At 61.1% G+C, this 20,985-nt stretch carries 19 protein-coding genes; 3 read left to right on the top strand and 16 right to left on the bottom strand.

The window, feature by feature from the left end:
* Positions 1–91: 91 nt before the first annotated feature.
* The 3 genes from NLY42_RS22080 to NLY42_RS22070 form a co-directional block, all read right to left on the bottom strand.
* A complete protein-coding gene (locus tag NLY42_RS22080; protein WP_023755311.1) occupies positions 92–1,159 on the bottom strand; it encodes a M42 family metallopeptidase in 1,068 nt (355 codons plus the stop codon).
* A 47-nt stretch (positions 1,160–1,206) separates the two neighbouring features.
* Positions 1,207–1,635, bottom strand: coding sequence for a GFA family protein (locus tag NLY42_RS22075; RefSeq protein ID WP_050587750.1), 429 nt, complete (start codon positions 1,633–1,635; stop codon positions 1,207–1,209).
* A gap of 68 nt (positions 1,636–1,703) precedes the next feature.
* Positions 1,704–2,315 carry an ATP-dependent Clp protease proteolytic subunit gene (locus tag NLY42_RS22070; RefSeq protein ID WP_023672669.1) on the bottom strand — a complete coding sequence of 204 codons (612 nt, stop codon included), beginning with the start codon at positions 2,313–2,315 and terminating at the stop codon, positions 1,704–1,706.
* A gap of 445 nt (positions 2,316–2,760) precedes the next feature.
* On the opposite strand from NLY42_RS22070, the gene NLY42_RS22065 reads away from it, so the two are divergent.
* Positions 2,761–4,161: a Do family serine endopeptidase gene (locus NLY42_RS22065; protein ID WP_023707500.1), complete on the top strand. Its 1,401-nt coding sequence runs from the start codon at positions 2,761–2,763 to the stop codon at positions 4,159–4,161.
* Between the two features lie 183 nt (positions 4,162–4,344).
* Here NLY42_RS22065 and NLY42_RS22060 read toward each other — a convergent pair whose 3' ends face one another.
* From NLY42_RS22060 to NLY42_RS22035, 6 genes are all read right to left on the bottom strand, one after another.
* Complete coding sequence (locus NLY42_RS22060) at positions 4,345–5,310, bottom strand: ABC transporter permease (protein WP_023682464.1); 966 nt, start codon at positions 5,308–5,310, stop codon at positions 4,345–4,347.
* A 3-nt stretch (positions 5,311–5,313) separates the two neighbouring features.
* Positions 5,314–6,318 (bottom strand): ABC transporter permease, encoded by a 1,005-nt coding sequence (locus NLY42_RS22055; protein ID WP_023693472.1) that lies wholly within the window; start codon positions 6,316–6,318, stop codon positions 5,314–5,316.
* Positions 6,315–7,859, bottom strand: coding sequence for a sugar ABC transporter ATP-binding protein (locus NLY42_RS22050; protein ID WP_286488766.1), 1,545 nt, complete (start codon positions 7,857–7,859; stop codon positions 6,315–6,317). Before NLY42_RS22050 ends, NLY42_RS22055 begins: the two co-directional genes overlap by 4 nt.
* A gap of 60 nt (positions 7,860–7,919) precedes the next feature.
* Complete coding sequence (locus NLY42_RS22045) at positions 7,920–8,900, bottom strand: ABC transporter substrate-binding protein (protein ID WP_023672664.1); 981 nt, start codon at positions 8,898–8,900, stop codon at positions 7,920–7,922.
* 102 nt (positions 8,901–9,002) lie between these two features.
* Positions 9,003–10,622 carry a GMC family oxidoreductase gene (locus tag NLY42_RS22040; RefSeq protein ID WP_023755310.1) on the bottom strand — a complete coding sequence of 540 codons (1,620 nt, stop codon included), beginning with the start codon at positions 10,620–10,622 and terminating at the stop codon, positions 9,003–9,005.
* A complete protein-coding gene (locus NLY42_RS22035) occupies positions 10,619–11,368 on the bottom strand; it encodes an FCD domain-containing protein (RefSeq protein ID WP_023682469.1) in 750 nt (249 codons plus the stop codon). Before NLY42_RS22035 ends, NLY42_RS22040 begins: the two co-directional genes overlap by 4 nt.
* A gap of 187 nt (positions 11,369–11,555) precedes the next feature.
* Between NLY42_RS22035 and NLY42_RS22030 the strand changes: the two genes are divergently transcribed.
* On the top strand, positions 11,556–12,650 hold the full coding sequence (locus tag NLY42_RS22030) for a mandelate racemase/muconate lactonizing enzyme family protein (protein WP_023755309.1): 1,095 nt from the start codon (positions 11,556–11,558) through the stop codon (positions 12,648–12,650).
* Positions 12,651–12,942: 292 nt separating this feature from the next.
* Complete coding sequence (locus NLY42_RS22025) at positions 12,943–13,500, top strand: hypothetical protein (protein WP_155923885.1); 558 nt, start codon at positions 12,943–12,945, stop codon at positions 13,498–13,500.
* A gap of 513 nt (positions 13,501–14,013) precedes the next feature.
* On the opposite strand, the gene NLY42_RS22020 is transcribed toward NLY42_RS22025, so the two are convergent.
* From NLY42_RS22020 to NLY42_RS21985, 7 genes are all read right to left on the bottom strand, one after another.
* Positions 14,014–14,751, bottom strand: coding sequence for an SDR family oxidoreductase (locus tag NLY42_RS22020; protein ID WP_023706883.1), 738 nt, complete (start codon positions 14,749–14,751; stop codon positions 14,014–14,016).
* 70 nt (positions 14,752–14,821) lie between these two features.
* Positions 14,822–15,319 (bottom strand): 2,4'-dihydroxyacetophenone dioxygenase family protein, encoded by a 498-nt coding sequence (locus tag NLY42_RS22015; protein WP_023755307.1) that lies wholly within the window; start codon positions 15,317–15,319, stop codon positions 14,822–14,824.
* Positions 15,320–15,524: 205 nt separating this feature from the next.
* On the bottom strand, positions 15,525–16,181 hold the full coding sequence (locus NLY42_RS22010) for an NADH dehydrogenase ubiquinone Fe-S protein 4 (RefSeq protein ID WP_023750881.1): 657 nt from the start codon (positions 16,179–16,181) through the stop codon (positions 15,525–15,527).
* Positions 16,182–16,362: 181 nt separating this feature from the next.
* The gene (locus tag NLY42_RS22005; protein WP_023696160.1) at positions 16,363–16,872 is read right to left on the bottom strand and encodes an Hsp20/alpha crystallin family protein; all 510 of its coding nucleotides are present in this window, start codon (positions 16,870–16,872) and stop codon (positions 16,363–16,365) included.
* Between the two features lie 46 nt (positions 16,873–16,918).
* A complete protein-coding gene (locus tag NLY42_RS22000) occupies positions 16,919–17,422 on the bottom strand; it encodes an Hsp20 family protein (protein WP_023755306.1) in 504 nt (167 codons plus the stop codon).
* A 1,656-nt stretch (positions 17,423–19,078) separates the two neighbouring features.
* A complete protein-coding gene (locus NLY42_RS21990; protein WP_023755305.1) occupies positions 19,079–20,020 on the bottom strand; it encodes a type II secretion system F family protein in 942 nt (313 codons plus the stop codon).
* Between the two features lie 9 nt (positions 20,021–20,029).
* The gene (locus NLY42_RS21985; RefSeq protein ID WP_023755304.1) at positions 20,030–20,983 is read right to left on the bottom strand and encodes a type II secretion system F family protein; all 954 of its coding nucleotides are present in this window, start codon (positions 20,981–20,983) and stop codon (positions 20,030–20,032) included.
* Positions 20,984–20,985 lie beyond the last annotated feature (2 nt).

Raw genomic sequence — 20,985 nt, 5'->3', positions numbered from 1 at the left:
GTGCGCGGTGACCGACGCACCAGGCGGTGGCCGACAGGCACCAGATCAGCGACTGTTGGAGCTAGGACTTCCACAATCAATCCCGCCGCGATCATCTTGGCGTGAAGTCGATCTCCGGCGTCAATTGCCGGCAATATGCACAAACAAGGTCAATCGTCGTTTGCACATCATCCAGGCAAACAACTTCGGACGGGGTATGCATGTAACGCACAGGCACGGAGAGCACTCCACTTGCCACGCCGCCTCGGTTCTGCTGCATGACACGCGCGTCGGTAGGGCTTGAGCTGCCCACCGCCTGAAGCTGATAAGGTAGGCCCTCTTTCTCGGCCACCGACTTCAGCAGATTGAACACCACCGGGTTGGTGTTCGCGCCTTGAGTGATTGCCGGCCCTTTCCCAAGGTCCAGTTTGCCCTGATCCTCGGCGCGAGCGCGCGGATAGTCCATCGCCACGCCCATATCGATTGCGAGGCCGGTTCGAGGTGCGATGTTGAACGCTGAGGTCATCGCGCCTCGGGACCCAATTTCCTCTTGAACCGTACCCAGGATATAGAGGCCCACGCCGGGGTGAACGCCTCCCTCCTCGGAGAGGCAGCGCAGGACCTCGGCGCCGATGAGGAGGCCAACCTTGTTGTCGAACGCTCGTCCGACAGCAAGGTTGGCCTGTAGCGCCGCAAACTCGCCGTGGATAGTGACCGCGCTGCCGACCTCTACGACCTTCAACGCTTCCTCTCGCGAACTCGCGCCGATATCGATCCACAGTTCCATCAGCGAGGGAGTCTGAGACGTGTCAGAGGCTTTGAAGGTCTGGATTGCTTTGCGACCCACGACGCCCAGGATCGGCTCCTTGCCGTGCACCCAGACACGCTGGCCGATTTCAGTGGCAACGTCCGTTCCACCTATGGTGCTGAAGAAAAGAAAGCCGTCATCGTCGATGTAATGGACGATGAAGCCGACCTCATCCATGTGCCCGGCATACATGAAGCGCATAGACGCCTCAGGATTGATGATCGCCGTGACATTGCCCATGACGTCCGTCGTCAACCTGTGGGCATAGGGACGAACATACTCGCGGAAAAGCTCCGCTACGGGTTGCTCGAAGCCGCTCGGCGACGGGGTCGCCACAATTTCCTTCAAGAACTTGAGTGATTCATCGCGCATCAAGCTGACTTTCACGGTTCACGGGGTGGAGGGCCATTCGAGCATGGTCATACTCGTCGGGCTTCGCGCCAATTTTGGCCTTCTTCGGTGCGATCGCCCGCGAATTGGTCAGCCCAAGGCAGGTTGTGGAGCCAGGCTTCGCGCCGGGGGGTCCAAAGCTCGTATGTCGGGAGAAGGTCGTTTGGCGCATCGTCGAGAGTGCCGGTCATGATCTCGGCTTCGTCGTCGCGGAGATTCACCACGCGCGACCCGCATGCCGGACAAAAACCTCTGCCGTTGAACGCCGCAAGCTCGCCCTTGCACTGGTAAGCCGACCGCGGCCACACGGCAAAGGCACTGTAGGTGCTGCCGCTGGTTCGCTTGCAATCCTGGCAATGACACAAGCCAACGCGCAACGGCGCGCCGGTAACAACATACCTCACAGACCCGCAAAGACAGCCGCCGGTCCGCTCTATCTTGTCAACCTCGTCGTTCATGGTCGCCGCCGACATGAGTGAGGGAAGCGTGTTGGACTCCGCTCTGCCGTTTGCATCGAGGCATCAAGTTAATGGGCAATGTCTTCAACAAGGCCTAGCTCCAAAGCTCTTGCTGCCATCAGGTAGCAGCTGTTCAGGGCATGGTCGCGCAGCTCTTCCAGCGATGTTCGAGAACCTTGGACGAGATCGGCGAACCCTTCATTCTCGAGTCGCTCTGCCGTTTCCAACAGCGCAAGTTGTTCGCGAACGATCTGAAGACAGCTTCGAATTGGTCCATTCAGAACCAAGTCTTTCTCAAGCCTTCTTTCATGAATCAGCAGGACTGCTTGCGGGCAAAGGAACCTGCAGGCTTTCGGGAAAGCGGCAAGGACCGTTACCCCGGCAGAGTAAACCGTATTCTTGCCAATGATGTAGCCGTTGCGGCCCGAGTGTTTCAGAAAAAGTTTGAACTCTAGAGCTAGACGTCGCGCGCCGTCGGCGTCGCCTCCGGGCGTGTCGATTTCAACGTAGAGATCGTCTTCCCCGGAACGCACGGCTTTCAAATCGTCCAAGGCTTTGGTGACGACAGTGTCATCAATCAAGCCGTGTATACGCAAGTTTGGATCGAACAAAAGCCGGTGAAGGTCTGGAGCGGGCGGCGGGGAGACGGTGTGTTCGGCTGACTGGGGCAACAGGTCCATATAGGCATCCTCATTATGGGGGCCGAACTTAGTTGGTACCCTTTTGTTCCCTTGAGGGAGTTCGAGCGGTGGTGATCACAGCCGCGTCTCTCGGCGGCTGTGGAGCTCCCTCTTTCATTGCAGATCCTTTTCGCACCAGGCCCGGTAGAGGCACCTCAGCCGCTAGGTTGGCTCCATCGGCATATCGGGCATTTGCCGGAGCTGACGCAGTCGCTTTGCTGATTTCTGCCACGTCCGGGACCAGTCCTGTGGACGGTTGAACTCGACGGCCTCAATGGTTCCCGGCTGCTGCCTTCCGGACCCCCGCGGTCGGGCTATTTTTCCTGGCCGTGCCATTTTTCCGGGGGGCTGAAACAAACAGCTTTGTTGGCAGTTCTAGCGTCCGGAGCACCGGCTCCGCGCGGCGCGGCCGAGCGGCCGGGGCTGTCCGGCAGGAGGTCCAGCAATGTCTCACGATATGCAAAGACGATTTGCAACGCGCTTGATCGCGGTTGCGCTGATGCTCTCGGCCAGTGGCGTGGCGCCTGTCCTGGCCCAGGATACCCCGACCGACTTCACAGCGATCATCCAGCAGAAATTGCCGGCCGTGGTCGCGATCACGACCCGGGAGGTTGTCCAGGACCAGACGACGGCGGGCGACTTTACAAGTCCGTTCGACGGCCAGGGCCTCGGACCCGTTCAGCCGCAGGTGAGGGAGGCGCTTGGCTCCGGATTTGTGATCAGTGCCGACGGCTACATCGTCACCAACAACCATGTCGTTGCCGATGCGACAGAGATCCATGTCGTATTTTCCGACAAGGAAACGGCGCCGGCGCAATTGGTCGGCCGTGACCCCGCCACCGATATAGCGGTGCTGAAGGTCGACCCGCGGCCCAACATGACCACGACCAAATGGGGTGACTCGGATGCAATGCAGCCGGGCGCATGGACAATCGCGATCGGCAGTCCCTTCGGGCTCGGAGGGACTGTCACTGTCGGCGTTCTTTCGGCCCGCTCGCGAGACATTCAAGCCGGGCCGTATGACGATTTTCTCCAGACGGACGCGTCGATCAATCGAGGCAACTCGGGCGGTCCGCTGTTCAACGCACGTGGCGAGGTGATCGGCGTCAACACCGCCATCGTCTCGCCGTCCGGCGGCAGCATCGGGATCGGGTTTGCGGTGCCATCGCGCACCGCCCAAAGCATCGCCGACCAGTTGATCAGAACCGGCCGGATCGAGCGTGGCTTCATCGGGGTCCGCCTGCAGGACATCACGCCGTCGCTGGCTGAGGCCCTCGGGATGAAAGATGACAAGGGCGCGCTGGTTGCTTCGGTCGAGCCCGGCAGCCCGGCGGAGAAAGCCGGCTTGAAGCCGGGTGACGTGATCACCCGGTTCAACGGCAAGGGCATTGAGGGTGTCCATGACCTCACGCTTGCGACGGCTAGCCAGAAGCCTGGCAGCAAGGCCACTCTGACACGGAGTAACGGCGGAAAGGACCAGGAGATCGCGCTTGTCATCGGTGAGCGCAAGGATGCGGAGGTGAAGACCGGCGCTGTTCCCGACAAGAAGTCGGCGGCCGAAGGCCTCGGCCTATCCCTCAGCCCGATTCCGGATCAGGCGCGTCAGCAGCTAGGCATCAAATCAGGAACGACCGGCGTCTTCGTCGTGGAAGTGGTTCCCGATGGCCTTGCCGCCCGGAGCGGATTGCAGCCCGGCGATGTCATCATATCGGCCAACAATCGCCGCGTGACGGAGCCTTCGGATATCGTCGAGGAGTGGGCGAACTCTCGCCGGCAGAGCAAGCCCATCCTGTTTCGGCTGGAAAGGCAGGGGCAGTCCGTGTTCGTGGCGGTCGCCGGGAAATGACCGTCTCCAGGACGGCCATGTGACTGCACCAGGATCCGCTTGCGGATCCTGCTCCAAGGGTGTCGGACCCCAGGTGCACCGGGGAAGCATCGCCGCAGAAAGTCTGCGGGATGCGCTCATCGGCCGGGTGCGCAACGCGCACTGATTCTGCAGCGCCATCGTGCTCGAAGGCGCTCGCCATCCTCAGGCAGTTTCGCGCCTTGCCGTAAGCCGTGCCTGGAGAAGGACGACGACGAGCAAAAACAGCCCGCGGATCACCGACTGCCAGTAGGCTGACAGCGAAATCCAGCCCATGCCGTTTTCGAAGTTCAGGACGTTGAAAAGGATGCCGAGCAACAGCACGCCGGCCAGCGTGGTCAACACCGAGCCAGAGCCGCCGGTCAGCAGCGTCCCGCCCACGACGACCGCTGCGATGGCAAACAGTTCCCAGCCGACGCCCTCGATCGGCTGGCCTGCGCCGAACTGAGAAGCGAGGACGACGCCGGCGAGCCCGGCCAGGCACCCGCTTGCGACATAGACGAGAAATTTGACGCCGTCAGTGCGCAGCCCCATCAGCCGCGAGGCATCCTCGCCGCCGCCGATGGCCAGCACCGTCCGTCCCGTGCTGGTGTAGTTCAGGACCACTGAGCCGACGGCATAGGCAACCAGGGCGATGACTGCCGGAATCGGGAAAATCCAGAAATTCCCTTGGCCGATGGCGGTGAAACCCGAATCGTAAGACACCGAAACGGTCTGGTTGCCGGCCAGAAGCAGCGCCGAGCCGCTTGCGGCCAGCATGGTGGCAAGCGTGGCGATGAAAGGCATCAGGTTGCCGCGCGTAACCAGGAGCGCGTTGATCAGCCCGGCTGCCAGGCCGGCGCCAACGCCCGCTGCAAGGCCTGCCACGATGCCGTGCGGGCTCGCCAGGGCTGACGCGACGCTGCCCAAGGCGGCGACGGAGCCGACGGACAGGTCTATGCCGCCGGTCATGATCACGAAGCACATGCCGAGCGCGACGAGCGCGAACATCGAGTTGTAGCGCAGAACGCTCATCACGTTGAAGAGGCCGAGGAAGCGGTCGTAGCGCAGGAATCCGAACAGGACGAGGGCTGCAAGCGCGATGACGACACCGTAAGTGCCGATGATGCGAACCAGTCTGGCGCTGTTCATGGATTACACCCGGTGTTGCTGCTGCAGCCAGACGGCGAATGCGATGATGCCGGCCTTGACGACGAGCGCAGCGGCGTCGGGTACGCCATTGGCGAGCAGCGTGTAGCGCACCAACTGGATGGTCAGTGCGCCCAGCAGGGTGCCGATGATTGTGGCCTTTCCGCCACTCAACAGCGTGCCGCCCACCGCGACCGCCGCGATGGCGTCGAGTTCCATGCCCAGCCCCACGAGATTGGCGTCGCTGGAGGAGTTGATCGCAATGACGACGAGACCGGCTAGCCCCGCGCACAGGCCGCTGATCGCATAGACAGCGAGCTTGATCCTCGATACGGCGATGCCGGCGAGTTCAGAGGCCTTTTCATTGCCGCCGACCGCCAGGATGCTTCGCCCGAACACCGTGCGGTGAAGGGCCCAAGCGGCCACCGCAACCAGCACGGCCATGATGATGACCTGCGCGGGAATGCCGAGCGGGCGGGCAAGTCCGATCCACTGGAATTGCGGCACGCGGAAGGTCTGCAGATTGCCGTTGGTCATGACCTGCGCGATCCCGCGCCCGGCGATGAACAGCACGAGCGTTGCAACAATAGGTTGGATGCGGAAACGCGAGACCAACCAGCCATTGAACAGCCCGAACAGGCCGGCGACGAGGATCGAGGCAATCATCGCGACGGCTACCGCCAGATAGATGTTTCCGACCGGGAAGATCGTGCCCATGAAGATCATCGGCGCCAATGCGCCGGAGATCGCCATCAGCGAACCAACCGACAGGTCGATGCCGCCGGTGGCGATCACCAGGGTCATCCCCACCGCGACGATCACAATCGTGCAGACCTGGGTTAGGTTGACGTTGAGTGTCTGCAGCGTCGCGAAATTGCGCGTATAGGCAAGGTTGAAGACCACCAGCAGCACAAGCGCGATCACCGTGCCGTAGCGCGCCAGGAAACCGAACACATCAAAGCGGCGGTTTCCAGCGTCGTTGGCTGCGGATGGTGTGGCCAGATCGCTCACGCTGCCTCCTTCGCCGCGCCGCCATGCGCCATCGCCGCGAGCACGTCCTCCTCGTCGGCTGCCTGGCCTTCCAGTTCGGCCACCCTCACTCCTTCGCGCAGCACGAATATGCGGTCGGCTCCTTCCATCACTTCCTCGAGTTCCGAGGAGATCATCAGCACGCCGAGCCCGTCATCGGCAAGCTTGCGGATGAGGCGCTGGATCTCGGCCTTGGCCCCGACATCGATGCCGCGCGTCGGCTCATCGAGAATGAGCAGCTTCGGGTTCATTGCCAGCCAGCGGGCAAGCAGCACCTTTTGCTGGTTGCCGCCCGACAACTCGCGGACCTTCTGGTTAGGCCCCGAGCATTTGATGTCGAGTTCACGAATGAAGCGCTCGACGATCTCCTTCTGCCGGGCCTCGTTCAGGATGCCATTGCGGCTGATTTTCGGCAGCAGTGCCAGTGTTATGTTCTCCGCGACGGTCATTTCCGGCACGATGCCCTCGGCCTTGCGGTCCTCAGTGCAGAAGCCCATCCCTGCGGCGATGGCATCGGCGGCACGTGCGGGATGGTAGGACGCGCCCTCCATCGTCATCTCGCCTGCGCTCCGGCGGTCGGCGCCGAATACGAGGCGGGCTGTTTCGGTGCGGCCGGCGCCGAGCAAGCCGGCAAAGCCGGCGATCTCGCCGCGGCGCAGGTCGAAGCTCACGTCACGCACCAACTGGCCGGCCGCCAGCCCTTGCGCGGTAAACAGCACATCACCGATCGTCGACCGATCGCGCTCGCCGAACGCGGTTGCGTGGCCTTCGACGGCTGCGACGTCGCGGCCGAGCATGGCCGCGACCAGCTCCAGCTTGCCGATGTCGCTCATCGCCGCGCTTCGCACCGTGCGGCCGTCACGCATGATCGTGACCCGGTCGCAGACCTCGTACAACTCGTCGAGCTTGTGGCTGACGAACAGAACGGAGACGCCGTCGGCCTTGAGCTGACGGATAACGCTGAACAAGACCGAGACTTCACGCTCGTCCAGCGAGGAGGTCGGCTCATCCATGATCACGAGGCGGGCGGAAAAGCCGATGGCTCGGGCGATCGCCACCATCTGCTGCGTGGCGGTGTTGAAATCGCTGAGCGGGCGGCGCACGTCGATGCCGATCGAGAAGCGGCTGAGCAGGCGCCCGGCTTCCGCATGCATCGCGCTCCAGTCGAGCAGGCCGCGGCGGCGCTTCTCGCGTCCAAGGCAGATGTTCTCGGTCACCGAGCGCAGCGGTACGAGATTGATCTCCTGGTAGATGGTGCTGATGCCGCTGACCTGCGACTGATGCGGAGACCCAACTTCGAACGGCTTCCGTTCGAACAGCACCTGCCCCGCATCCCGGCGGTAATAGCCGGTGAGCACCTTGATAAGTGTCGATTTGCCCGCACCGTTCTGGCCGATGAGTGCGTGGATCTCGCCCGGAAGAACCTGGAGCGAGGCATCGGCCAGGGCAGGGATGCCGGCAAAACGCTTCTGGATGTCACGCATGTCCAGGAGCAGCGCGGCTTGGTCCGGCTGAGCGGTCATCGTCAAACTCCCAAACCCTACCCGCCGGAGCGGGTAGGGCAGCTGGAAAGAGAGTGGATATCAGAACGCAATATCGAAGTCTTTCTTCGCGTTCGTGGCGTCGAAGAAGGCATCCTCGTTCTTGATGAACGGCGGGATCTTCTTGCCGGCCGCATAGTCGGCCATCGTAGCGAAGGCCTTCGGCCCGAACAGCGGGCTGCAAGCGCAGATAGCGCCGATCTTGCCGTCAATGATCGCCTGGACGCCTTCCTTCTCGCCGTCGATCGACAAGATCAGCACATCCTTGCCCGGGGTCTTGCCGGCTGCTTCCAAAGCGGCGATGGCGCCCAGCGCCATCTCATCATTGTGCGCGTAGATGATATCCGCATCAGGGTGCGCCTGAAGCAGCGTCTCGGCGACCTGCCGGCCCTTGTCACGAGCGAAGTCGCCGGACTGCGATGCCAGGATGGTGAACTGCGAGTGCTTGGCGATGAAATCGTCGAAGCCTTTCTTGCGGTCGGTAGCGGCCGAGGCTCCGGTCGTGCCTTCCAGCTCGATGATTTTCGACTTGCCATTGGCGTTCTTGACCAGCCATTCGCCGACGCGGGTCGCCTCCTCGATGAAATCCGAACCGATGAAGCAGACATAATCCTCGCCCGGCTTGGCCATGGTGTGATCAACGTCGCGGTCGACCAGAAACACCGGTATGCCGGCATCGCGCGCGGCAAGAATGACCGGCACCAGGGGCTTGTCTTCGCGGGGCGGCAGGAAGATTGCGTCGACGCCCTGCGCGATCATCGAGTTCACGTCGGAGGCCTGCTTGGCCGACGAACCGGCGGCATCCGTGTAGACCAGCTGATGGCCGAGCTTGGCGGCTTCGTCCTGCATGCTCTTGGTCTCGGCAAGGCGCCACGGATTGTTGCTTTCCGTCTGGGCGAAACCGACCTTGTACTTGTCCTTCTTGGCGAGTGGCGGGAGCGCCGCGAAGGCGCGTGAGCCGAGTGTCAGCGCGACCGCGCCGGCGGCGGAGCCAACCAGTAGTTTTCGACGGGTAATGATCATGCTCTTTCCTCCTTTATTGTCGCTTTCAGCGACTGTGTAATTTCCTCACGATATCGGCCCAGACGGCTTCGGCGAGACGCCGTCGGCAAGCTGGATCCGGCGCTATGCCGCCTCCAAAATAAAGTCGGCGCAGCGGTCGCCCAGCATCATGGCGGGCGCCGCCGTATTGCCGGCATTGATGTTGGGGCAGGCCGACATGTCGGCAACCCGCAGATTGTCTATTCCGCGCACGCGCAGCGCCGCGTCCAGCACCGCCATCCGGTCGCTGTCCGAGCCCATCCGGCATGTCCCGGCCGGATGGTAGTTGGTCTTCACAAAGCGCTTGCAATGCTTTGTCATGGCTTCGTCGCTGAGATCATCCTGGCTTGGCACGGCAATGGCCTTGACCCGATCGGCGAGCGGCTTGGTCTGAAAAACCTGCAGGAAATAACGCTGGCCGGAGATCATTTCCCTCATGTCGTCGGGATGTTTAAGGAGGTTCGGCGAAACGATCGGCATGTCCTTCGGATCCGCCGAACGCAGCCTCACGAAACCGCGCGACTTTGGCTTCACCACCACTGTCGTCACGGTAAGCCCATAGGTGTTCTCGACCAAGGTCAGGATATCGCGGTCCAGATAGACGTGCGGTACGCAGAAGGCCTGGATCGTCGGTTCGCCCTCGGGATCGGCCGGATTGACGAAGGCTCCGGCCTCCACCCCCGCTGACAGGATCGTGCCGGTGCCGAAGAGCTTGAAATGCAGGCCGTTCTTGATCATCCGCCAGCCTTGGCCCTGCCTGAAATAGCCGTATGGGCCGTTTGCGGTGGCGATGATCGGCACCTCTGGATGGTCGATCAGGTTTTCGCCGACCCCGGGCAGGTCGGCGACGCAGGAAATGCCGTGCCCGGCAAGCGCCTCGGCGGGGCCGATGCCGGACAGCATGAGCAGTTTCGGCGAGACGAGGGCACCGGACGAGACGATCACGTCGGCATCCGCATGGACGGTATGCTCGGCGCCCGACGCATCCGAATAGACGACGCCGGTGACCCGACCGTTCTCGATCAGCAGCCGGCTGACTGTGCAATTGAGTTTCAGCGTCAGCTTGGGATCATTCGTCAGCGGCTCGATGAAGGCATAGGCGGCGCTGCTTCGCTTTCCCCGCCGGTTCATGAACTGGTAGAAGCCGACCCCGCGCTGCGACGGTCCGTTGAAGTCATGGTTGTACGGCAATCCAAGGCCTTGGACGGCCTGGACGAACCAACGGGAAACATCATCGATGTGGCCTGGATCCGAGACCAGCAGCGGACCTTCGCTGCCATGCAGTTCGCCGCCGAGGCGGTTGTTTCCCTCCATGCCGGTGAAATGCGGCAGCACCGCCTGCCAGTTCCAGCGCACGCCGGCATTGTTGCCGCGCAGCAGTTCGTCCCACTCCTCATAATCGGCCGAGCGGCCTCGCATGTAGACCTGGGCGTTGACCGAGGTGCCGCCGCCCAGCACGTTGCCTTGCGAGATTTCATGGACGCGGCCGTCGAGATGGGCCTGCGGCTCGGTGCGGTGATAGCGCATGAATTTCGAGCCGTTGATCATCTTGAAGATGCCGGGCGGCATGTCGAGCAAGGGATGATGATGGGAATGGCCGGCCTCCAGCAGCAGGGTTCGCCGTCCCGCTTTGACAAGCCTTGCCGCCGCGACGCAGCCGGCTGCTCCGCCGCCCACCACGATATGGTCGTAGGACTGCGTCATGCTTCCGGCGCCTCACGGCTTTCGAATGTACCGCGGACATACTCCCAGGCCGCCGAGAGGTGGTTGAGCAGCGCCCGCTCGGCGCCGTCAGGATCTCGCTCAATGATGGCCGTGCAGATTTCACGATGGCTGAGGAAATTCACGCGGTTGCGCTCGGGCGACCGTGGCATGCGCATCCAATGCGGCGACAGCCAGGCGGTAAATGCCTTGTGCACGACAGGCAGCACCGGGTTGCGCGCGATGTCATAGAGCGCTGCGTGGAACGCCACGTCCGTCGCATAGAATTTCTCGGAATCCGGGATGGCTGCCTCGTTCATCGCCAGCGCCGCCCTCAGGGCTGTGACGTCATCCTTGCGGGCATGGATGGCGGCGTTGCGCGCCAGCGACGCCTCGAGGAAGACGCGCATGTCGTAGAGGTTCTTCACGCCCGCCTGGTCGCTCAGCAGATGTCCTACGATGCCGTCGAGGGCGCCGAGCGCGGCATCCAGGCCAGGCCGGCGCGCCACGGGCCGGAACCGCGGACGCGCTTCCACCAGGCCGCGGCTGGCCAGGCGCGCAATCGCCTCACGCACAACGCCCCGGCCCACACCATACTCGATCATCAGTTCGCGCTCGGCCGGCAGGTAGCTGCCGTCGCCAAGCCTTCCGGACGTGATGTCGGCCTCTATGCCGGCCACCATCGCGTCGGCCGCGCGGGCGGCGAGAATAGCCGCGGGCATCTCAGGACGCTCTTCCGTATCCAGCAAGCCTTTTCCTCCCAGATGGTCCTGTTATTAGAAGGTAAATCGGACCAAAGCACAAGCGGATTGATGCTTTTGTAGGACCAAAAATGACGGATTGGCTTCAGAACCGCTGAAAGATCAGCCACATTGTTGCCAGTCAGCGCTGCCGGTGCAATTATGGTCCGATGAAAAAACGTGAATGGAGCGCAGCATGAGCCGCACCGAAATCAAGGAAGTCGAGACCCGGCTGTTTCGGGTCCCACTGCGTGAGGTGATGACCGATGCCAAGCACGGCGCGCACACGCATTTCGAGCTGGTCACCGTCACGCTGAGGCTTGCCGACGGCACCGAGGGCACAGGCTACACCTACACCGGCGGCAGGGGCGGCTATGCAATCAAGGCAATGATCGATCACGACCTCGCGCCGTTCCTCAAGGCACGCGACGCAACGCAAATCCACACGATCTACGACGGCATGCTCTGGCACATCCACTATGTCGGGCGCGGCGGCATCGCTTCTTTCGCGATCTCGGCGATCGACATCGCATTATGGGACCTCAAGGGCCGGCGTAGCGGCCTGCCGCTTTGGCAGATGGCGGGCGGGGCCGGGAAGAGCGCCAAGGCCTATCGCGGCGGCATCGACCTAAACTTCACCCTCGATCAGCTTTTGGCCAGCATCGATTCCTATCTCAATGCCGGCTTCACCGGGGTGAAGATCAAGGTCGGCAAGGACGACCTTGCCGAGGATGTGGCCCGGGTGAAGGCAGTTCGCGAGCGCATCGGCCCTCATGTCACCTTTATGGTTGACGCCAACTACGCGCTCGACGTCCCGCGAGCGATCGAGGCAGCGAGAGCATTCGCCGCCTACGATCTGCTGTGGTTCGAGGAGCCCATCATACCCGACGACTATGAGGGTTACGCCAGCATTGCCAAGGCGACCGGAATGCCCCTGGCAATGGGAGAAAACCTGCATGTCATCGAGGAGTTCGAGCATGCCTTCGCTTGGTCGAATCTCGCCTACATCCAACCCGACGCCTCCAACTGCGGCGGGGTCACCGGCTGGCTGCGCGTGGCAGCGCTCTCACGCAAGGCTGGCATTCCGGTCTGCAGTCACGGGATGCAGGAACTTCATGTCAGCCTCGTTGCAGGTCAGACAAATGCCGGCTGGGTGGAGGCGCATAGTTTTGATATTGACCATTATACGACTGAGCCGCTGAGGCTTCAGGATGGTTTGGCGATAGCACCCGACGAGCCTGGAGTGGGCGTTGTCTTCGACTGGCGGAAATTGGCGGATTTTCGCCAATAGCGCCCCCTGAACGGCGGCACGGCCGCATGCATTTTGTCCAGATCCTGCTTCCTCGTTCCGGCACGCGGAGAGCGCTTCGCCGAGGAAGACTTCGACCGTCTGAAGAACGAACTCGCCGCCGCCGCAGCCAGCGGGCATACCACTTATCGGATGCCACACTTACATTTGTAATTGCAGCGACGCTTCACCGGCTTTAACTCACGCGATCATAGCAGCGACACGACAAATGCAGGCGGCCGCCCGAAAACGGGCAGAAGCTGCAAGCATTGGGTGCGCCTGCAGGGAGGCGGCGATGGTTGCAACGCGTACGGACACTGCGCATCCGGTTATGGAGGACTTCATTCTATCACGGCACCGCTCACCGGTCCGCGAAGTTGGATTTTACGAGGCTATGAGTCAAACCCGACAAGCGATCGCCACATCGCGCGAGGTGCTGAGGCGCTTTCGCGAACGTCAGGGCGACGACACTCCTCGAGCAAAGAATACAGACCGTGGTCCTGTCGCCGTGTCAGCCTTCGATGCCGACATCATACGCGCTGCATGCCGAGATCTGATCGCGGAGATGAACGTGCCCGAGTGTCAATGGCGCGAACTGGCGCGAAGTCTGGTGCGCGAATTCGTGGCCTGCGAGCAGACCGAAGCCGGTTTGGTGGATTGGATCGTCCGCCGGCCAGCGATGACGGAGACGGACGAGGCCGGCCGACCGGAGCCAGCCGGCGAGGCGGCGAATGAGCCAGGAGTCAGTCGACCGCAATCAACGCGAGCAAACAGGTCTCCCGGCGACTTGTTGCGCGGGAACTGCGGTGATCCGAGGATCGGAAACTTTGGCGAGCGGCTTGGACACATCTGATCCTGCTCGTCTCTAGCGTCGGGCTCGTGTTCGCATTTGAAGCATGTAGTGAGACTAGCCGATGGCGTGACCTTTCGTTGAGTGGAGACGAATGCGTCCAGCCCACTGTCCAAGGCACGGCGACGGCCATGTCGCGTTGCTCCCGGCCTTCGCACACAAGGAGCCCAAGCCGGATGCCAATCAGGCTGCATTAGGCCAATGGGAACAATTTGCACGGGCCGAGCTTGGGCTAGCGTCGTACAGAGGTGCAAGTATGCAAGATAATTTTGACCGAGCTTCATCCGTCGCCGAGGTTGCGGAATCATTCGTGAGATCCCGGAGGCCGTTCTCTGTCGTATCGACCCGGGATGCGGTCACGATTGTCAGGAAACAGGCAGCTTTTTGCGAGCATACGGATGGCGAGCTTGCGGAGTTGGTGGCGGCAATTGCGGTCAGGCATGGTCGATTGGTCGCGTTCGATCTTGATCTCGACGACACAGGGTTGGAGATCGGTCGCGCAGCATAGCCAACGCCTCACGCAATGAGATAGCCACCGTCAACCGGCAGAATTGCCCCAGTGATGAAGCCCGCGAGCGGCGAACACAAGAACAAGGCGGGGCCGGTCAGGTCGCCCGGCGTACCCCAGCGACCCATCGGAGTGCGTTTCATCAATTCCGCGTTGCGAGCTGGATCGGCCCGTGGCGCGGCGGTCATGGCGGTCTCGATCCAGCCAGGCGCCAATGCGTTTACGCGAATGCCATCCCCGGCATAGGCGATGGCGAGCGACTTGGTAAGTTGCACGATGGCGCCCTTGGATGCGGCGTAAGCCGGCGCATGAGCTGCGCCGAAAAACGCGAACATCGAGGCGATGTTGACGATGGCGCCCCCGTTCGAGAGTGCCCCTCGGAACGCGCTCGCACTCCGCATGGAGCCGGTGAGATTGATATCGACCACCGTTTCGAAACCCTGGACAGTGAATTCGGCGGCGCGCAGGTTTACCCCTGCGCAATTTACGAGCGCTGCAACGGATGTGAACTGACTGGAATATCCTTCGACCGCAGTCATGTCCCGGACGTCGAGTACTGAATACGAGACGGCGGTGCCGTATGCACGAGCGGCCGCCACCTCGGCGGCCGTGGCCCCCGTCGCGTGGACGATTGCCCCGGCCCCGGCGAACGCCATGGCGATGCCGTTTCCGATGCCTGTCGTGCCTCCGGTAATGACGACGATCTTGCCCGCGAAGAAGGGCATGGCCCATATGGAATCGGTCACCAAAATCTCCTCGTTTCGCCTCTGTGGCGGAGCGCGAACTCATCGCAGCGGAAGACAAACGGGCGGATGTCTACCGTACGAATTGATCGACGAAATCGTCACCGAGACCCACGCTCGCATAGTGATTTCTGCACATGTCGATCTTGGTGAAAACGTCCTCGAAACCAATCTGCTTGTTATCCTTGTCCAGGTAAACCATGCAGCCGGAGATGTTGAAGAAGGTGATCATCTCGGGCACGTCGCTTGGAACCGTGAGCGTGTGGATTTCACCGGGCGGCTCGAAAACGTAAGATCCGGTCTCTGCCATCCAGTCGTGTTCAAGATAGTGCCAACGCCCCTTGATCACATAGCCATGCACGGGGGCCGGATGCAGATGACGGCTTAATATCCCGGCCCGGCGTACGCGGAGCAGATTGCACCACTGCCCTTGCATTGTGTTGAGCATAAGTGGTCGGAACCACACGCCCTCCGCCTGTGGGACCCAGACACGCTCGTCTTCGGGGACGGCAGCGACCGCGATCTCTTTCGGTGCCAGGGGATGGGCGGAGCCGTTGAAGGATTGATACATAGGAACCTCTGTCGCCAATTCATTGGAACGTCCATATCGGCGCGATCCTAACAACTGGGCCGAGTTCTGCCGAGGCGCAATCGGGCGCCCACCCATTGGGAATGTTGTAGGCGCGCACCCGCCCGCTGCCGCGACCGCAAGCGGGAAGGGGTTCGGAACGGTCCGTTGGGCGTCGAAGACGATCAGTGGGTTCATTCTTGCCTCATCATGCGGCTATCCGGGAGTGCACCGGGCTGGTACTGGTCTGGAAGCCCCGGTTTCGGGCTTCCAAGGCCAGCAAAGCGAGTTGGACCTCGTCCAATCGCGACGGGCGTGCATTTTCCGGCATGCCTTCGGCGGTGGCCATGTCGATCAGATACTCGTTCCAGGCCCAGTTCTTGAGCACGGCGCGTTTCTCGTCGGGTGCTAGCACTGGGTCATCCACAACCTCCATCGGAGAGGCGTAGAATGTCTCGGGCTCCGACAGCGCCGTCTGTATGTGCGCTGCCTGTGCACCGGCGCCATAGCCGTGGCTTGCCTGGAGCCAAGCCAACTGCAGCCGCTGCCAAACCAGGTCGGAAAAGGCCTGTTTCTCCTCCGATGCATGCTGGCGCGTGACCTTGGCCTGGGAAGCAGGAGGTGCAGCCTGCACGACATAGTTGAGGCCTTGACGCTCGGCATAACGGATCGCCGCTTCCAGCGTCGGAAAGTTCAGTTCAACCTGGGTCAGGGTGTCCCGGCCACCGGTATAGCCCATCAGCGGCTCGATGAACGGGGCTGTGCGGCGTTCGAAGACCAATCGCCAGGCCTTGCGGGGCTTTGCCGAGGTCATGGCCGGGCGGCATGGCTGGTAGATCCGCGCCGTTGCGCCGTCCGGAAACACTGACCGTCCCATTGACAAAGCCGGCCCGTCTAGACGAGGCCGATTGTCATTGTCCGGCCGGACGGACGTCTTGGTTAGGTTTCTGTTGTCGCTGCTTTGAACTGTCTCCATTGCCTGTCCCTCCCGTTATGAAGGGTCGCACGGGCAGCGGCCGTAAGGGCCGCCACCCATACTGCATCCGTCAGTTCTTCCCGTTGATTGCGATCCGCTTGGCCTTCGCCTGCGCCCGCTCGGTCTTGGGCAACGTCACGGTCAGCACCCCGTTCTTGAAGGCGGCGTTGACCTTGTCTTCTTCAACCTCGTAGCCGAGCGGAATGAGGCGCTCGAAGCGACCGTAGAAGCGCTCGGAGAACTGCCGGTCCTTGTCCTCGGTCTCGGAACGCTTCTCGCCTTTAAGCTTGAGCGCCCCATTTTCCAGCAGGACTTCTATGTCGCTCTCGTCCAGGCCAGGTATTTCCGCCGTGACGCGGACTTCCTTGTCCGTGTCGGAGATTTCGACACTCGGCCAACTGGCGGCGAAAGAGGGACCGAAGGCCGGCAGTCTGGCGCCAAAGCTGCGGAAGGCGTCATCGAACAGCCGGTTTACCTCCCGGTGGAGGGAGACGAAGGGGTCTCGATCTCCGTCGGGGAAGAGACTGGGCGCCGAGTTTCCGTTGCCCCGGCCCCATGGGATCAAGTCACGTACGCTCATTGTCTTTCTCCTTTTGTAGGTCTCTGAGTCGGGCGGGACGCCCGGCTCAAGCGAAAGCCTTCATGGTGGATTGCTCAGGCGCCAGCTTGTCGGTCTCGACCTTGGGCGCCTCGATCTTCGGCATGGGAGCCCCGCTGGAGATTTCGATCTTGCGCGGTTTCATCTCCTGGGGAACCTCGCGCTTGAGATCGATGCTCAGCAGTCCGTTCTCAAGGCTGGCGCCCTCGACTTTGACATGATCGGCCAGTTCGAACCGACGCTCGAAAGCGCGCCCGTTGATGCCGCGGTACAGATACCGGCCGTTCTCATCGCCGGATTGCGACCCGCTCACAACCAGCATGTTGGGCTGGTGGGTGACGGTCAGCTGGTCCTGCGAGAAACCGGCGACCGCCATCGTGATGCGATACTGATCATCATCAACCTTGGCGATATCGTAGGGCGGCCAGTTGTCGAACGAGGCCACACGGCTCGCACTTTCAAGCATGTCGACCATGCGGTCGAAGCCGATGCTGGACCGGTATAGAGGGGTAAAATCGAGGTTTGTCTTCATAGCCACATCCTCCTTGAGCAACATGGACAACAGAAGGCGCCAAGAGCCTTGCCGCCTCCTGGTGTTGCCGGCCCCATTGGGCGGCCGGCGACCATCATTTAGAATCGCGACGTGCACCTTCAAGAGGAAGAATAGGAAAATTTTCATCGGCAATCTGGGCGAACGCACCGATGCCACACCCCTCCCGCCGGCGGGGTCACTCGCCGACGGGTCCATGGTGTCAAGAACAACTACGTCGCCCTTAAATCCGATCGACGAATGGTACGAACGCGGCCACTGCCGCGCTGTCACTGCAGTCAGGACCGGCACGCTCATCCGATTGATCCAACTGTTGCAACGCATCCATGATCGTGTCGAAGCTGACCGGTTCACCCGCTCCCGGCTGCATGCGAAGCGCTGGCACGGATTCTACGGCGCAGGCATCCGACGCCCATGACGAAAGAATGGCGCGCTACTCCTGAACAGCCAGGGCAACGTCGGCCAAAACGTCGTGGGGATGTTTGAAATGCCGCGCCGGATGCAGCAAGCGGTCCAGAAAACGTCGGGGGCCACGGGTTCAATCGATGCAAAATAGGTCGAAATGGGTCCTTCCATGGATGGTCCTCCGCTTCAGACAATCTCATGCGTGTTTGGCGGCTCTCGCCAGCGGCTGTCGATCACGACCAGGCAGATCATCCAGGAACGACGCTCAACGACTTTCCCTAGTCGATACCGAGACTCATCGTCCGGCACCCTGGGCGGCTCGATCACGACCGAAGCGAACGAGCCGTTCGCGATCGAGGGTGGCGATGCTGCACTTCCCCAGATGTTCGGAGCATAGCGAGGGCTGCGGCCTTGGAGCGGCGAGGGGACTTGCCTACATCGCACATGTCGTCGATATGGAGGTCGATGAGTTCGCCGAAGGCTTCAGGCGCGCTAACAGGGCTTTGTCGGCGTCTCACTGCGATCGACTTGGTGTCGGTGCCCCGGCGCCGCGCATCCTCGCGTTGCAGGAAGGTCTCGCTGACGCAGCGTGTGCGGCAGGTTCTAAGGTTCTGATGTTAAACAGATGCTGAAAAATCAAGAGCATAGACTGGCCATTGCACCGATGATGGATGGGATAGATGATGAGTAATATCAGATAGCTGCATGATACCGTGTGCAAAAATCGCACACGTAAGTTCTGCTTCTCTTCTTTTTCGTTCCCACGACGGCGGCGCCGACTGCCCTTTTCGGACGCCCTTCTTCCCGACGACATTGACCGTTCCAATCCGGATGTTCGCCGGGATATCCGTGAACCTCATTCTCCGATGCGGCGTCCAATTTTTCTGCGGTTCATGGAAGCTGTTCGAACTTTCTGGGTCGCACCTCAGCCCGAATTACTGGGGCTCCTGGACGAAGCGGGAAGGAGATTCGGCTTCCGGCAGTTTGGCGGGCGTCGAGTGTAGACGGCCGCTTTGCGCCTCATATCGCCACAGGACGGCAACTTGCACCCGGCCGGAGACGGACCTACGCCCGGGAATCGCGGTTTGATTTGGCGTGACTTGGGCCCGCGTCCTATTTATTGGCGCTTGTTTCAGCCCGACTCCATGGGCTTTTCACGGATATCGTTGACGCGCGTACGCCACGGTGGCGGGATGAGCGGGTTGCTCTACCTCGACGGATCTGAGTTGCGCGCTACCCGGGCGTCATCGACTTCAGCATCGAAGCGACGCGCATGATTATCGGCATCAGTACGATTATCAGGCTCAGCGGAAACAGACATGTGGCCAGCGGAAAGAGCATCTTGATAGGCAGGGCATTGGCCTTTTCCTCGGCGCGCAGGATTCGCATCTGACGCATTTCCTTGCTGTAGACGCGAAGGCTCTTTGTGACACTGGAGCCAAGTTCTTCCGACTGTCGAAATAACACGGCAAGCGACCTGGCCTCGTCGATGCGCAGGCGGGTCGCCAGGTTGGTCAATGCATCGCGTAGGCGCCGGCCGCCGCGAACTTCAAGCATCATTATGGATAGGTGCAGCCCGAAGTCGGGCCGGGTCGACATGAACTCACGCGCGACACGATCGGCCGCCGCTTCGACGCTCAGGCCGGCGTCGACGCAAACGATCAACATATCCATGAAATCAGGAAAGATCCTGCGATAGGCTTTCTCCTTGGCAACTCCCATGCGTTCGAGCACGATGCCGTGGATGAAGAAAACAAGGCCCCCGCACAACATGGATATCAGGATCGCGAGCGGCCTGGAAACGCTGACCAAGTAGTGTTCGAAAACCAGAAATGTGCCAAGCAGCACCAGCACCGAGATCACGGCACGCGCGGTCTGAAATATCGTACTAGCCTGCGGTGAAAAGAACCCGGCTCGCAACAGGCGGTTCGGCAATGAATTCGAATTTGCGTCTTTCCGGACAACGTTGAAATAGTTTTTGACGAAGACGCCGTACCGGTCATCGGTTATTTCGGATGCAGTGCTGTAATAGGAACCGCCGACCGCGTCGCTGTCGCTCGCTGCATCTGTCAGCCTGGACGCCATTTCGCGTTGGCTCGCAATCCTTCCAACAATGACCGTCGAGAAAAGCAGAACACCGACGAAAGTGGCAAGGAGGATCAGTGTTTCGTTCATCTATCGCACTCAAAAATCGAAATTGACAAGTTTATAGAGAATAAAATTCCCGACAGCCATCACAGCGAAGGCCACCGCTAAAATAACGTTGCTATATCCACTTTCCCAGACAGGATCGAAATAGGTCGGCACGAGTGTGCTGATCATAAGATAGAGGCCGAAGGGAAATGCCGACATGATCAGGGCCGTTATCCTGCCTTCGGCGGACAGGGCCTTGACCTTGGCCCGAAGGATCGCTCGTTCGCGAACCACGTTCGCCAGGTTCTCCAGTATCTCGACAAAATTGCCGCCGGTTCCACGCTGGACGCTCATCGAGATCGCCAGAAGCTTCAGGTCCTCCGCTCCGACGCGCTCGATCATGTTGAGCATCGCATCGTTGAGATCGGTTCCGTAGGTGAGTTCGTCACTGAGCATGCCGAACTCCGTCCCTATGGGATCGGGCAATTCCCGCGAGACCAGGGCTATCGATATCGGCAATGGATGCCCGGCCGAAAGGCTCCGGGTCACCACGTCGAGTGTGCCTGGCAATTGGGTCGTGAACTTTCTTATCCGTTTCCCACGCACGCGTATCATGATGACAAGCGGCAGGGCGGCCAAAAAGAGGACCACCGAGATGAACCTCGGCAGTGTCGGAACACCTAGATAGCTCAGCACCAACCAGACCAGAACAGCGATCACCGGCGCATAGATCGCCAGCCTCATGACGTCCAGCTTCAGTCCGGATTGCGCGAACAACCGCCGCAGTCGGACCAGCGGTTTGAAGCCGCGGCGATCATAGTCAAGCGCCCTTTCGCGGACCATCCCCTTGAAGACGCCAAGACTGTCCTCGGTGCCTTGCAGAAGCTTGAGGCGGTAGTTCAGCGAACTGCTTCGCCGGAATTGGTTCGCGACAATCCCTGTGACTCTTTCGAACAGTATCAGGCCACCGATAAAAACTAATGCGTAGATGAGCATGAGGTCCATTG

Origin of the sequence: Mesorhizobium sp. C372A, from assembly GCF_030323245.1 — a bacterium.
Lineage (GTDB): Bacteria > Pseudomonadota > Alphaproteobacteria > Rhizobiales > Rhizobiaceae > Mesorhizobium.
This window is presented reverse-complemented; position numbering and strand designations above follow the sequence as displayed.